The sequence below is a fragment of the Deltaproteobacteria bacterium genome, assembly GCA_020848905.1.
GTDB lineage: Bacteria > Myxococcota_A > Polyangia.
This window is the reverse complement of record JADLHG010000004.1, coordinates 259,357-272,711: the sequence shown is the minus strand read 5'-3', so window position 1 is coordinate 272,711 and position 13,355 is coordinate 259,357. Positions and strand designations below refer to the sequence as shown.

Annotated in this window: 11 protein-coding genes; 6 read left to right on the top strand and 5 right to left on the bottom strand. The window is 71.4% G+C overall.

Annotation, left to right across the window (positions count from 1 at the left end; genetic code table 11):
• Window positions 1-28: 28 nt before the first annotated feature.
• Entirely contained in the window at window positions 29-1,051 is a 1,023-nt protein-coding gene (locus IT371_01900; protein MCC6746379.1) for a hypothetical protein, read from the bottom strand.
• A 136-nt stretch (window positions 1,052-1,187) separates the two neighbouring features.
• Between IT371_01900 and gcvT the strand changes: the two genes are divergently transcribed.
• The 4 genes from gcvT to gcvPB are packed head-to-tail and all read left to right on the top strand — an operon-like array spanning window position 1,188 to window position 5,600.
• Entirely contained in the window at window positions 1,188-2,306 is a 1,119-nt protein-coding gene (gene gcvT, locus IT371_01895; GenBank protein MCC6746378.1) for a glycine cleavage system aminomethyltransferase GcvT, read from the top strand.
• A gap of 46 nt (window positions 2,307-2,352) precedes the next feature.
• Complete coding sequence (gene gcvH, locus IT371_01890; protein MCC6746377.1) at window positions 2,353-2,739, top strand: glycine cleavage system protein GcvH; 387 nt, start codon at window positions 2,353-2,355, stop codon at window positions 2,737-2,739.
• A gap of 9 nt (window positions 2,740-2,748) precedes the next feature.
• Complete coding sequence (gene gcvPA, locus IT371_01885; protein MCC6746376.1) at window positions 2,749-4,122, top strand: aminomethyl-transferring glycine dehydrogenase subunit GcvPA; 1,374 nt, start codon at window positions 2,749-2,751, stop codon at window positions 4,120-4,122.
• A gap of 17 nt (window positions 4,123-4,139) precedes the next feature.
• Entirely contained in the window at window positions 4,140-5,600 is a 1,461-nt protein-coding gene (gene gcvPB / locus IT371_01880; protein ID MCC6746375.1) for an aminomethyl-transferring glycine dehydrogenase subunit GcvPB, read from the top strand.
• A 4-nt stretch (window positions 5,601-5,604) separates the two neighbouring features.
• Here the strand turns inward: gcvPB and IT371_01875 are convergent, their stop codons facing one another.
• Both IT371_01875 and IT371_01870 read right to left on the bottom strand, forming a co-directional pair.
• Window positions 5,605-6,711 carry a TonB family protein gene (locus tag IT371_01875; GenBank protein MCC6746374.1) on the bottom strand — a complete coding sequence of 369 codons (1,107 nt, stop codon included), beginning with the start codon at window positions 6,709-6,711 and terminating at the stop codon, window positions 5,605-5,607.
• A gap of 84 nt (window positions 6,712-6,795) precedes the next feature.
• Entirely contained in the window at window positions 6,796-8,070 is a 1,275-nt protein-coding gene (locus IT371_01870; GenBank protein MCC6746373.1) for a TonB family protein, read from the bottom strand.
• A 155-nt stretch (window positions 8,071-8,225) separates the two neighbouring features.
• On the opposite strand from IT371_01870, the gene IT371_01865 reads away from it, so the two are divergent.
• Window positions 8,226-10,643: a HEAT repeat domain-containing protein gene (locus IT371_01865; protein ID MCC6746372.1), complete on the top strand. Its 2,418-nt coding sequence runs from the start codon at window positions 8,226-8,228 to the stop codon at window positions 10,641-10,643.
• 53 nt (window positions 10,644-10,696) lie between these two features.
• Window positions 10,697-11,227, top strand: coding sequence for a redoxin domain-containing protein (locus tag IT371_01860; protein MCC6746371.1), 531 nt, complete (start codon window positions 10,697-10,699; stop codon window positions 11,225-11,227).
• Between the two features lie 65 nt (window positions 11,228-11,292).
• Here the strand turns inward: IT371_01860 and grxC are convergent, their stop codons facing one another.
• Both grxC and sppA read right to left on the bottom strand, forming a co-directional pair.
• Window positions 11,293-11,550: a glutaredoxin 3 gene (gene grxC, locus IT371_01855; protein MCC6746370.1), complete on the bottom strand. Its 258-nt coding sequence runs from the start codon at window positions 11,548-11,550 to the stop codon at window positions 11,293-11,295.
• 33 nt (window positions 11,551-11,583) lie between these two features.
• Complete coding sequence (gene sppA / locus IT371_01850) at window positions 11,584-13,275, bottom strand: signal peptide peptidase SppA (GenBank protein ID MCC6746369.1); 1,692 nt, start codon at window positions 13,273-13,275, stop codon at window positions 11,584-11,586.
• Window positions 13,276-13,355: the final 80 nt, after the last annotated feature.

The following is a 13,355-nucleotide window of genomic DNA, read 5'->3' as shown; positions in this document are numbered from 1 at the left end:
CGCGACGGGGCTCCGCGACCGAAAAAAGTCAGCGAATGGTCTGGTGCTGCCGCTCGACGCGTCCGTCGGGGGTCCGGGCCACGTATTCGAAGTGACCCGTGCCGCGCGCGGTGAGGCGGCAGAGCTGCCGGAAGCGCGAGAAGACCGACCGCCGCGTCCAGAGCGTGACCTGCGCGTCAGCCACCTCCGTGTTGTGGCAGAAGGCCTCCTGCCCGTCGGGGTCCACGTACGTGGCGCGGACCAGATCCTCCGGGCGCGAGCGGAACTCGCCCTCGACCTTGGCCAGCGGCCCGAGGGCCGAGAAGCGATAGAGGCCCGTCTCCCAGCTGGCCCGCGCGAGGGGGACCGACCAGAGCTCCCGGAACGCGTAGACCTCGCTCCCCAGGTAGAGGCTCATCCAGGTCAAGGTCGGGGAGACGAAGCCGCCGCGCCGGATCTTCGCCGAGAGCACCTCGAGCCCGGCAGTGGCGTCCTCGCGAAAGGCGTTGCAGTGGGCCCAGGCGTGGGCGTGGGCGTGCTTGCGCCCCCAGAGGTGGCTCTGGCCTCCGGGCTCGTCCACCAGCGTGTAGGTGCGGTCGTCGACCACGATCTGGCCGGAGAGGGCGACCATCAGGTTGGGCGACACGGCCTTCGTGTCGGCGAAGGATCGATCGTAGATCAGGTCGGGGAAGAAGCGGTGGGTGAACGAGGCCGGGCTGAAGGAGAGGTCCCAGGAGATCTCGTGGGACCCGCTCTGGAGCCGCCCCGTGAGCGCTCCGTGCCGCAGCACCGCGTCGCCCAGCCGGAGCTCGAAGGGCGAAGCCTGCGCGCCGAACTCCGCGATGGGCAGCTTGCGGTTCAGGGCCAGGTTGCGACGGGGATGCTGCGCGTCGAAGCGCGCGAACCAGAGCTGGGCGTAGGGCTCCCCATGCCCCGGAAGCGGCGACTCGAGGGTGTAGCGGATCCAGAAGCCCGTGCCGCTCGCGCGATGGTTGAAGGTCAGGTACCAGACCTCGTAGTGACCGGGCGATCGCCCGTCCCAGACCATCTGATTGTCGCGTTCGGTGCTCATCGTCGTTGCACCCTTTCTGCGGATGGCCTACGGATAGCACAGTCCGGCCTGCCGAGGGCACCGCGCGACGCGCTTGACCCTGCAGGCGCATGTTCTATGCTTCCGGCCGCTCGCGCCGCCGCGTCCGAGGAGAAAGATGACCGGCCAACCCCAGAACACCCCGCTTCTCGCCGCCCACCAGTCCGCCTCGGCCCGTATCGTGGACTTCGCCGGCTTCCGCATGCCCCTGCAGTACACGGGGATCATCGACGAGCACCAGGCCGTCCGCACCGCCTGCGGGCTCTTCGACGTGAGCCACATGGGCGAGGTGGAATTCACCGGGCCGGGCGCCCTCGCGGCGGTAGACCGGCTGATGACGAACGCCGTCTGCAAGCTCTCTGACGGCCAGATCCTCTACACGCCGATCTGCTACCCCGACGGCGGGATCGTCGACGACTGCCTGGTCTACCGTCACTCGGCAGACAAGGTGCTCGTGGTGGTGAACGCCTCAAACGTGGACAAGGACTACGCCTGGTTCGCCGAGCAGACGGGGAAGGCCTGCACGGTCACCAACCGCAGCGCCGAGTGGGCGCTCGTCGCGCTCCAGGGGCCGAGGGCCGCGGCACTCTGGAGCCGTCTCGCCGGCCAACAGGTGGCGGAGCTCCCCTCCTTTCACTTCGCGGCGAGCACCGCGGCGGGCATCGCTTGCGTCAGCTCGCGCACCGGCTACACCGGCGAGGACGGCTACGAGATCTTCTGCCGCCCGGACGACGCCCCCGCTCTCTGGGGCGCGATCGTCGAGGCCGGCGGCGCCTTCGGCCTCAAGCTCTGCGGCCTCGGCGCCCGCGACACGCTGCGCCTCGAAGCCCGGCTGATGCTCTACGGCAACGACATCGACCAGACCACGAGCCCGCTCGAGGCGGGACTCGGCTGGACGGTGAAGCTCAAGGGGCGCACCTTCATCGGCTCAGACGTCCTCTCGCGGCAGAAGGCGGAGGGGCTCTCGCGGCGCCTGGTCTGCCTGGAGATGCGCGGGCGGGGGATCGCCCGGCACGGGCACCCGGTCTGCCGGGCGCAGTCCGACGGCCTTCCGCAGGACCCCGTGGGCCACGTCACGAGCGGCACCATGTCCCCGACTCTCGGCCGCGCCATCGCGCTGGCCTACGTCCCGACGGCGCTCGCCGAGCTCGGCACCCGCCTCCACGTGGATGTGCGCGGCAAGGCCGTCGAGGCCGAGGTCGTGCGGGGACCCTTCTACCAGCGCCCGAATCCCTGACAACCGGCCGCGCGCCGAACCCTTCCCGCCAGCAAGGAGCACGAGCATGGATTTCCCGAAGGACCTGCGTTACACGAAGGATCACGAGTGGGCCCGCTCGAGCGGCGGAAAGGTCACCGTCGGGGTGACCGCCTTCGCCGTGGAGCAGCTCGGCGACATCACGATGGTGGAGCTTCCCAAGGTGGGCGCGAAGTGCCAGGCCGGCCAGCCCTTCGGCACCATCGAATCCGTCAAGTCGGTCTCCGACCTCTACGCGCCGGTGAGCGGCACGGTCACGAAGATCAACGACCGCCTGGAGGCGCAGCCGGAGCTCGTCAACGACGCCTGCTACGGCGACGGCTGGCTGGTCGAACTCGAGGTCTCCGCGCCGGCCGAGCTCGACAAGCTGATGGACGCCCCCGCCTACCAGGCCCTCGTGGCCGCCGCGGAGTAGCAAAACCCCATGAGGTACTTGCCGCAGACCCCCGCCGACGTAGAGCGGATGCTGAAGGTCATTGGCGTCCGCTCGGTAGACGAGCTCTTCACCTGCATTCCGGAAGGCCTGAGGCACGGCCGGCCCCTCGAGCTCCCCGAGCCCCTGTGCGAGGCCGAGCTCCTCGAGGAGCTGCGCGCCATCGGCCAGAGGAACCGCTTCCAGAGCCGCGATTCCGGCTTCCTGGCCTTCGTCGGCGCCGGACTCTACCGCCACCACATTCCGTCGGCGGTGGACGCCCTGAGCCTGCGCGGGGAGTTCGCGACGGCCTATACGCCCTACCAGGCCGAGCTGGCGCAGGGGACCCTGCTCTCGATCTTCGAGTTTCAGACCATGGTGGCCGAGCTTCTCGGCATGGAGATCGCCAACGCCTCCATGTACGACGGCGCCTCGGCCGCGGCCGAGGGGGCGCTCATGGCGCGGCGCCTCACGGGACGCAGCCGGGTGCTGGTCACCGACGGAGTGCACCCGGAGTACCGCGAAACCTGCAGCACCTATCTCGCCGGGCTCGAGGCCGAGGGCCACTGTCTGGGGCGCGTCCCGCTCGACGCCGAGGGAAAGACCGACCCGCGCGCCCTCGCGCAGGGGCTCGACGACACCGTGGCCTGCGTGGTCGCGCAGACGCCGAACTTCCTCGGCGTAGTGGAGGACCTCACCCCGGTAGCCGAGGCAGCGCACCGCGCGGGCGCCCTCCTCGTGGTCGTCTGCACCGAACCCCTGGCCCTGGCGCTGCTCAAGTCCCCGGCCGAGATGGGCGCCGACATCGCCGCCGCCGAAGGGATCAGCCTCGCCAGCCCGCCGAACCTGGGCGGCCCCGGGGTGGGCCTCTTCGCGGCTTCGGGCAAGCAAGCGGCGCGCGCCATGCCCGGCCGCCTGGTGGGCCAGACGGTCGATCGCGACGGTCGCGTGGGCTACGTCATGACGCTCACCACGCGCGAGCAGCACATCCGGCGGGAGAAGGCCACCTCCAACATCTGCACGAACACCGCGCTCCTCGCGCTGCGCTTCGCCATCCACCTCTCGCTCCTCGGTCGCACGGGCTTCCGGCAGCTCGCGAAGCTGAACCTGGCCAAGGCCAGCTACGCGCGCGAGGCGATCGGCGCGCTCCCAGGCTACGCCCTTCGCTCCCGGGCCCCCTCGTTCAACGAGTTCGCCGTGCGGGTGCCGGGAGGAGACGCCCAGGCCGTCGTGACGCGCGTGCGCGAGCGCGCCGACCTGGTCCCCGGCGTGGCGCTCGGCCGTTTCGACCGGGCGCTGGCCGACACGCTCCTCGTGAGCGTCACCGAAACCCATCGACGAGCCGACCTCGACCGCCTGATCCAGGCGCTGAAGGAGCACGCGTGAACGAGCCCACCCGCGGACTGCTTCACCATCAAGAGCCCATCTTCGCCGAGAGCGAGCCCGGCCGGACCGGCGCCTCGCTCCCGGCGCTCGACGTCCCCGAGGTGACGCTCGAGGGAGCGTGGCCCATCGAGCTGCGACGCCTCCGCGAGCCCCTGCTGCCGGAGGTGAGCGAGCCGCAGGTCGTGCGCCACTACACGCGCGCGTCGCAGTGGAACTTCAGCATCGACACGGGGATGTATCCGCTCGGCTCTTGCACCATGAAGCACAACCCGAAGTGCGCCGACGCAGCCTCGGGCTTTCCGTGCTTCAACCGGTTGCACCCGTACCAGCCCGAGGAAGACCTGCAGGGGGCGCTCGAGCTGATGTACGACCTCGAGCGCATGCTGGCCGAGGTGGGGGGCTTCTCTCGCGTGACCCTCCAGCCGTCGGCAGGCGCCCAGGGCGAGCTCACCGGCCTGATGATGATCCGCGCCTACCACCAGGACCTCGGGCAGCGCCGCACGCGCGTGCTCATCCCCGACTCGGCGCACGGCACGAACCCCGCGTCGTGCACTCTGAACGGCTTCTACACGGTGCAGGTCCCCTCCGGGCCCGACGGGCTCGTGCACCCCGACGCCGTCAAGGCCGCCCTCTCCGACGACGTCGCGGCGATCATGATCACCAACCCGAACACCCTCGGGCTCTTCGAGCGACACCTGGCCGAGATCGCCGAGGTGGTCCACCGCGCGGGCGGCCTCGTCTACATGGACGGCGCGAACCTGAACGCGCTCATGGGACGCTTCCGCCCCGGAGACATGGGGGTGGACGTCATGCACTACAACCTGCACAAGACCTTCGGCACCCCGCACGGAGGCGGTGGGCCGGGGGCGGGCCCCGTCGGGATCGCCGAGAAGCTCGTCCCCTTCCTCCCCACGCCGACGGTGGAGCGCGCGGGTTCCCGCTACGTCGCCGACTACGCCCGCCCGAAGTCGATCGGCCGCGTGCGCGCCTTCTTCGGCAACTTCGGCACGCTCCTCCGCGCCTGGGTCTACCTGCGCGAAAACGGCGGCGAGGGACTCCGGCGCGTGACGGACATGGCGGTGCTGAACGCCAACTACCTGCGTGCCCGCCTGAAGGAGTCCCTGCACGTGCCTTTCCCCGAGGCGTGCATGCACGAGGTGGTCGCCACGGACAAGCACCTGAAGGCGAGCGGCGTGACGACCCTGGACCTGGCTAAGCGCCTGATGGACTACGGCTACCATCCGCCGACGGTGTACTTCCCGCTCGTGGTGCACGGCGCGTTCATGGTCGAGCCCACCGAAACGGAGACCCTGGCCGAGCTGGACCGCTTCGTGGCCGCGGTGGAGGCCATCGTCCGCGAAGCGGCCGAGGACCCCGAGCGCGTGAAGAACGCCCCACACACCACGGGCCTCCGCCGCCTCGACGAGACGCTGGCCGCGCGCCAGCCCAAGCTGCGCTGGACCCCGCCCGCCGCGTGACGCGTCAGTTGTGAAAGCGAAAGATCCGGAAGCTCGGGCGACGCGAGATCTCGAAGAGGAAGCCGAACCGGAAGTTGATGAGCCCCGTCTTCGGGTCGACGAGGCCGTTCGGCGGATTGGGGAAGGGCTCCGCCGCCTTGAAGGCCGCGATGGCCTCGTCGTCGAGAAAGTCCACCCCGCAGGCCTTCTCGATGTGGAGGTACTTGAGCTTCCCCTGCGGGGAGAGCTTGACCCGCAGAATCGTTAGGCGGTCCTTGAAGCCGTAGACGTTGCCCGAGGGGTCGCGGCGCTGATACGCGCGGTCGGGATGCCAGTTCTCGGCGACCTGACGCTTCACGCGGTTGAAAAAGGACGCGAAGCGCCACCGCTTCGAATTGAGGAGGGTCGTCTCCCCCTCGTCCACGTCCGAGAGGGCGTCGTTCACGCGCGAGCCGAGGACTCTCGCCAGCTCCCCGTCGCTGAGCTTCAACTCCTTCAGCGACACGTTTCCTGCCGGGCGCGGCGGCGCGGCTCCGGGCGGTGCGCGGGGGCCCGGAGTGCTCGGGCGCTCCTCTCGCGACGGCTCGTCCCCCTTCGAGGCCCGCGGAAGCGGGGAGCGCGGAAGCTCGGGGCGGCTCGGGGTGCGCATGGCCAGACTCAGGACCTTGCGCTCCGTCTGGGCGCGCTCGGCGGCCGAGGGGCTCGGTCCCGGGGGCTGCACCCGAGGCTGCGGCCGGTTGGCGATCACGCGCCCGGGCCGAAAGGGTATGGGCGGCCCCTTCGTCTCCTTCTGCACCCGCGAATCATGCTCGGAGAGAAAACGGGACTTCTCCGGTCGCTTCTCCTCGGCGGGCGGAGGAAGGTCCACCACCTGCCCCTCCTCGTCCTTCTCCTTCTTCTGCTCGGCCTCTTCCTGCTTCTTGAAGGCCTCGCGCGCGCGCTCCGCCGCCTTGAGGTCCTCGGGAGCCACGAGCGAGACCTCGACCGGCGAGCTCACAGCCTGCGACGTCCCCTGGCACCCTTCCGGACGCGCCGAAACCACCGCCCCCACGAGCAGCAGGAGGTTCAGGTGGGCCAGCAGGGACAGGCCCACGAACCCCACGATCCGGCGTGGTTTTCTCGTGCCTCGCATCGGCTTCGTATCTCGTCCCGACTTCCTATTGTAGTGCGTCCCGGAAGGGGCGGCTACGACGTGGCGAGCGCGCCCCGCAGCCGGTCAACGCACGAGCGGGTTCGAGAATTCGAACGGAGCCAAGATCGTCAGACGCTGACCGAGGCCGCGCGGGATCGGTCGGAACGGCGCGGCCCTCTGGATGGCGGCGAGTACCACGCGATCGAAGGCGGGAAAGCCCGACGACCGCCGGAGCTCGAGGCCCTGCACGCGGCCGTCGGCCTGCAACGTGAACTGCACGAGGACGTCCCCCTGCTCGAGGGCGATCTCGAGCTCCCGGGGGAAGTGCCAGAGCGGGTGGACCTTGCGGTAGATGCTCTGGAAATAGTCCAGATACCGGCGGTCCGCGGTGTTCAGCCACAACGCGACGCCCCGGCGCGCCCCTTGCGGATCTCCGGCGCGGCCTGCCGGAGTGCCGAGCCCCTGGCCCGACGCGCGTCCCGTCCCGTGAGCCCGAGCCAGGTCGGCCCGGTCCGGGATCCGCTGCGTGGAGGAGAGCGAGCGATTGCGCTGGTCCGCCACGTTGCGCATGCGAAAGCGGGTCTGGACCCCGGGCACCGCCTTCGGCAGGTCCGGGCGCCGGAACGCGGCCGGCGGCTGTCCGTCCTCGGCGAGCCGCGTGAGGCCCGACGGACCGCGCTCCGAGCCCCCCCCCCGCTGCGACACTCCCGCCGAAGGGCGCCCCGCGCGAACCTCGCCCCCGGCCGCCGCGAGGCGCTCCCCGGCAGGCCGCGCCGGCGAGGCCCCATCCCCCCGCGCCCCCGACGAGGCCCCCATTGTCGCGGCCGCTCGCGGCTGCGCGAGCTTGCGGCGGCGCGCCCTCTCCGGCCGCTCGAGCGCCCGCCCGGTGCCCGACAGGACGTGCAGCGCCTCGGCCGGGTTCGGTGTGGTCCGGCGATTGTCGTGGCTCACCGCGGCTCGCGCGGTACGGATCCGCTGCGGCGTGTCCCGATCCCAGTGGTTCGCCGGCCGGAAGCGCAGGTCGTCGAGGTCATCACCCACGAGCGGGGTCGGCGCAGGTCGAGGCGTTCCCCTTCCGCCCACGGCTCCGGCCCGCGAGGCCTCGGCCAGCGAATCCGCGGGCCCGGAGCGAAGGCGCTCACCCGGGTCGCCGAGCTGCGGCACGAGCGGCGGACGCTTTGGCGGCGCCAGCGGACGACTCCCTGCTGGCGCTTCCCGCTCGACGAGATCCACCTCCAGGTCCCGGAGCTCCACGCGCCGCTCGTCGGGGAATCGGCCGCGCCAGAGGGCCACGCCGAGCACCCCCGCGCCCACATGCAGCGTCGCGGACACGAGCAGGGCCGGAGTCAGAGAGCGCATCGCCATCCGTAGTGAAAGGCTCGTCGGTTCTTCCTACGAGTTTAGACCCCCGCGCGTCCTCCTTCCACGGTTGCGTTTCACCGGAGATGGGCGTATCCCGCCCCTACGATGGATGGGAAGGTGGGTTGATGAGCACCGTATGTATGGCGAAAACCATGCGCAAACGAATCCTCATCGCGTTTCTTCTGGCAACGCCCGGCCCGGCCTTCGCGCAGGTGCCGCGCTTCGAACCTGGACCAGAGGCGGAGGTGGCGGCGCTCTCCGCCCTGGATCCCGCCACGCGGCTCGCCGCCGTGGGACGCCTCGCGCGCTTCAAGACGCACGACGGCGCGCGACAGGCGCTGACCCAGGCGCTGATCGAGGATCCGGACGTCCGCCTGCGGCAGGCCGCTGCGACCCTGCTCTCGCGCGCCGCGGGCAAGGGCGTGCGGCAGGCCCTCACCGTGGCCTCGACCTGCGATCCGGATCCGGCCACCCGCAAGGGCCTGGCCGCCTTCTCTCGCGGGGCGCGGGTCCGGTGCCACGAACAGGCCGGCGCCTTGCCTGCCGGAGCTGCGCTGCCGCGGTCGGAGGCTCGCCTGCTGACCTACTTGTCACACCCCCATGGCCACGTGCGGCTGAAGGCCCTTCGGCAGCTGGCGCGGCTCCGCAGCGCCGCCCTTCGACGGCGGGCGTGGGATATGGCCAGCCGGGACCCCTTCTGGAGCGTGCGCGCCGACGCCCTCAGGATCCTGGCCACGTCCTACGGCCGCAAGACGCTCGAGGTGGCGCAGTACGCGCTGAGCCAGGATCCGGACGAGCGGGTTCGCGGGGCGGCTCTCGAGGTGCTGGCCTACTTCAAGGATCCCGCGACCACCCCCTGGATCCTGCGGTCCATGCGTACGGAACCCGAGGTGCGGATGCAGCTCGCCGGGCTGCGTACGCTCACGCAGCTTCCAGCCGCCACGAGCGAGGCCTCGCTCGTCGAGCTCGCGCAGGCGCACAAGAACGAGGCGCTCCGGATCGCCGCACTCGCCACGCTGGGCGCACCCGCGGGGCGACCGGCCGTGCAGGCCCTCTACGAGCGCCTGCTCACCGCAGACCGCTCGGGGAGGGTGCGCGCCGCGGTGCTGAAGGCCCTCTCCACCTCGCGTACGCGGGCGGCGTGCGTCGCTCGGGCCCAGCGCGTCACGGACGAGGACCCGGAGGTCCGCCGCGTAGTGGTAGAGCAGCTCGGTGGATGCGACGCCGCCACTGCCGTACCGGCGCTCGTGACCGTCCTCGCCACGGAGCGGGCCACGGCGGTGCGTCTCGCCGCCGCCCGCGTCCTCGGCGCGTACGGCGAGCCGCGCGTCTTCGAGGCGCTTCGCAGGGCCGCCACCACGGACTCCGACGAGGGTGTGCGCCGGCAAGCAGCAGTCGGCGCGGCGCGCAGCCCCTCGCAGGAGGCGTGGATCTCGGCCCAGCTAGCGGCCACGGTGGACGCCTCGCCGGCCGTGCGACTGAAAGCCGGCGTCGCGCTCTGCGCGCTTCAGGTCCCGAACGCCTACCGCGCCCTGGTCCGGCTGCTCTGGGTGGACAAGCACACGCCGATCCGTGCGGCCATGGCCCGCTGTTTCGGAGACGTGGACCATCCGCTGGTGGACATCGGCCTGTCGGTGGCCCACGCCACCGACGGGGACGCGAGCGTTCTCCGAGCCGTCGAAGGGGCGCAGCGACAGCGGCTCGCGCGGCTCGAGGCCAACCTCGCCCGGGCCAAAAGCGGGACGCCGTCGCAGCGGGTCGAGACCGTCCAGCGCCTGCACCCCTCGCCGAACCCGAAGGTCCGTCAGGTGCTCGAACATCTGCTCTTCAAGGATGCCGACGCGCGCGTGCGCGCGGCAGCGGCGGCGGTGCTGGCCCGCTTCGCCGACCAGCGCGCCCTGCAGCAGCTCGCGCTGGCCGGTCAGGCGGAGCAGGACGCGACCACGCGCCAGGCGATCCTCGGGCGCCACGCCGAGCTGACCCAGCGCTGGAGCAGCGCGCGGTCGGCGCTCGAGCTGAACGCGCTGTTGTTGCAGCTCCGCTCCACGGACGCGGCCGCGCGACTCCAGGCGGCCGTGTCGCTCGGGACTCTGAAGGACCGCCGCGCGTGGGGGCCCCTGCAGCAGGCCACCAAGGCGGCGGAGCGCGAGCTTCGCTACGCTGCCGTCGTCGCGCTCGCCACCTTCGGCGACCTGGCGGTGGTGGCGCGGGCCGCCAAGGGCGAGGCCGACGCGACCACGCGCAGCCAGCTCATCCAGCTCAACTACCTGAGGGGGGCCAGCCCCGAGAAGCTCGTGGCGGCTCTCGGCTCCGACAAGGTCGAGGAGGTACGTCGGGCCGTCGAGGCCGCCGCCATTCGGCCGACCGAACGCGCGGTGCCCTGGCTCGCCCGCCTGGCGCTTTCCCACCTCGACAAGGAGATCCGCGAGGCCGCCGCACGCGCGCTGGTGCACTACGAGGCGGCACTGGCCCACTGGGCCGTTCGCACGGCGTCGGATCACGACGCCAGCAAGGGGCTCAGGCAAAGCCTATGGAGCCTCTCCGTGCTGGCCGAGGGGGGCAACAGCTAGCCAGCGTGATCCCGGTACTTGGCCCTCGGGCGGGTTGCCAGTACATTTTTCGCATGCCTCGCCTCACCGCCCCGCTCGCCACGCTCCTGCTCCTCAGCCCCTGGACCGCCGCCAGCGCCTCACGCGCTCAGGTGGGCATGCCGGCCCCCTGGTTTCGGCTGAACACCCTGGACGGGGGCGCGGTCACCAGCACGCAGCTCCGCGGGAAGGTCACGGTCTTCGTCATCGGCCGCACGCGCCCCTCGGCACCTCCCTGCCGCGAGTGGTCCCACGCCCTCTTCAAGCAGTTCGAGCGGACGCGGGTGGAGGTCTTTCAGGTCGTGGTGGCCGACAAGCCCTGGTACCTCCCCCGCCGGGCCGTTATCTCCCAGATCCGGAAGTTCGCCCCCGCCGGAACCCACCACCGGGTCCTGCTCGAGTGGTACACGTTCTTCGCTGACCAGTTCGACGTCGTCCGCGACGATCTGCCGACGATCATCGTGATCGACAAGCAGGGAGTCATCCGCTACCGCACCAAGGGTCACCTGAAACCGCCGGCGCTGGCCCAGGTCGAATCCGTCATCCGAGCCCAGGAGAGGCGCTAGCCTCGGCGAAGGGCGACCGCGCGCGAGAACACGGGGCGACGAAGGGCTCGTCCTCGGGGATGTTCCTAGCCGTCCTTGACCAGCGCGTCGAGGCGACCGCTCGCGTGCAACGCCGCCAGGTCGTCGTAGCCGCCGATGGACGCGTCACCGACGAAGATCTGCGGCATGGTGCGCCGGCCGGTGCGGTCCACTAGCTCCTGACGCAGGTCATCGCGCCCCGTGGCGTCCACCTCGGTGAAGGCGAGCCCGAGCCGTTGCAGCAGATCCTTGGCCCGACGGCAGTAACTGCAGTGGGTGGTCGTGTAGATGGTGATCGGTTTCACGCTCTATCCATAGCACGGGAGCCCTGACGGGCCTCAGTCCACGGTCGGGTCCCAGAGGGCCCACAAGGGCTCCTCTGCGAGCCACGCCAGGGTCGCGGGTCCGCCGAGAAGGCTCTCCCAGCGCCCCTGCCCCCCCAGGCGAGCGTCGAGAGCGCTGCCGAGGAGCCGGGACCAGAGGCCTCCGCGCCCCGGCAAACGCACGGTCAACGCCTCGAGCGGCTCCCCCGGGGCTCGACGGGCCGCCTGGCGGGCGACCTCGATGGCACGGGCCAGGCCACCGAGTTCGTCCACGAGCCCTCGATCCACCGCGTCCCGACCAGCCCACACGCGCCCTTCGGCCACCAGAGCCACCTCCTCGGCCGGCCGCTTGCGCCCGTCGGCCACGCGCTGCAGGAAGCGCCGATAGGTCCGTTCGAGCTGTTCGCGCAACGCCTCGCGCTCCGCCTCCTCGAGCGGCGCACCCACGCCGTGCAGCGCTGCGCGCGCTCCGTGGCGGATCCGGTGCCACCCGATTCCCAGGCGACGCAGTAGCGGTCCGACGCTCACCTTCCCGGTGAGGACTCCGATCGAGCCCGTGATCGTCTCCGCCTGGGCCACGATGTGCGAGCACGCCACCGCCACGTAGTAGCCCCCGGATGCCGCCACGTCCCCAAGCGAGGCCACGACGGGCTTCTTCTCTCTCAGGCTCGAGGCGGCGCGCCACATCAGCTCCGAGGGCGTCACCCCGCCCCCGGGCGAATCGATGTGCAACACCACGCCCGCCACGCGACGGGTCCGGCCGAGCCTCTCGAGCGCCGCGGCGATGGTCTGGTCTCCTACCGCTCGCCGCGGGAAACGAACGGATTCGCCACCCACGATCATCCCTTGCAAGGGGAGCACGGCGATGACCCGCGGCCGCAGCAGCGGTCGCCAGCGGAGGCGAAGGCGACGCGCGTAGGCCGCCGCCGGAACGATCTGGGCGCGACCACCTCGAGCGGGCGCCAATCGCGCGGGCAACTCGTCGGCGAAGGCCGTGGCGTCGAGCAGGCCTGCGGCGACCCCCGACGGTCCGTCGTAGGGGCCGAGGTCCACGAGCTCCCGCGCGCGCTCCACGGTCACGCGCCGCGCCTCGGCGATCGTGACCACCGCCTCCTCGAAGAGCACCTCCAGCAGGCGCTCCATCGCCTCGCGGCTGGCAGGGCTCATCTCCGCGCGTGCGAGGCGCTCCGCGGCGCTCTTGTAGCGTCCCGCCTGACCGATCTCCACCTCCACGCCGAGGCGTCGCAGCAGACCGCCGAAGTAGAAGAACTCGGCCGACATGCCCCGTAGGTCGAGGAGCGCCCCCTCGGGCATCAGCAGCTCGTCCCCCACCGTGGCCAGCACGTACTCGCGCGTTCCCGCCTCCTCGAGCAGGAAGACGAGCCGCTTCCCCGAAGAGCGAAGCCGGAGCAGGGTCTCCCGCAGCTCGCGCAGCGTAGCGAGCCCTGCCTTCAGCCCACGCACGCGCACGACGAGCCCCGCCGCTTTGCGGTCGGCGCAGAGACGCGTCACGAGGCGCTCGACCCGCTCGACGGACCAGCCACGTGAACGCCGCCAGAAGCCACCGCCGTCGTCGCGGGCCTCGACCGTCCCTTGCAGCGTCAGTTCGACGAAATACGGCCGACCCAGACGGCGCAGCAGCACCACCGGAGCGACCAGCAGATTCACGAGGAGGTTGGCCAGCAGGATCAGCGGGAGTCGCAGCATGGGGCGTGAGTATGCGCCGTTCGGCCACGGGAGGCGACGCCCTCCGCGGCGGCGGCGCACCCCGCGATGGCTCGGCTCCT

What these genes read in the sequence shown, in the direction of transcription:
- IT371_01900 (MCC6746379.1), bottom strand. Translation starts at nt 1,051, where the DNA reads ATGAGCACCGAACGCGACAATCAGATGGTCTGGGACGGGCGATCGCCC.
- gcvT (MCC6746378.1), top strand. Translation starts at nt 1,188, where the DNA reads ATGACCGGCCAACCCCAGAACACCCCGCTTCTCGCCGCCCACCAGTCC.
- gcvH (MCC6746377.1), top strand. Translation starts at nt 2,353, where the DNA reads ATGGATTTCCCGAAGGACCTGCGTTACACGAAGGATCACGAGTGGGCC.
- gcvPA (MCC6746376.1), top strand. Translation starts at nt 2,749, where the DNA reads ATGAGGTACTTGCCGCAGACCCCCGCCGACGTAGAGCGGATGCTGAAG.
- IT371_01875 (MCC6746374.1), bottom strand. Translation starts at nt 6,711, where the DNA reads ATGCGAGGCACGAGAAAACCACGCCGGATCGTGGGGTTCGTGGGCCTG.
- IT371_01870 (MCC6746373.1), bottom strand. Translation starts at nt 8,070, where the DNA reads ATGCGCTCTCTGACTCCGGCCCTGCTCGTGTCCGCGACGCTGCATGTG.
- IT371_01865 (MCC6746372.1), top strand. Translation starts at nt 8,226, where the DNA reads ATGCGCAAACGAATCCTCATCGCGTTTCTTCTGGCAACGCCCGGCCCG.
- IT371_01860 (MCC6746371.1), top strand. Translation starts at nt 10,697, where the DNA reads ATGCCTCGCCTCACCGCCCCGCTCGCCACGCTCCTGCTCCTCAGCCCC.
- sppA (MCC6746369.1), bottom strand. Translation starts at nt 13,275, where the DNA reads ATGCTGCGACTCCCGCTGATCCTGCTGGCCAACCTCCTCGTGAATCTG.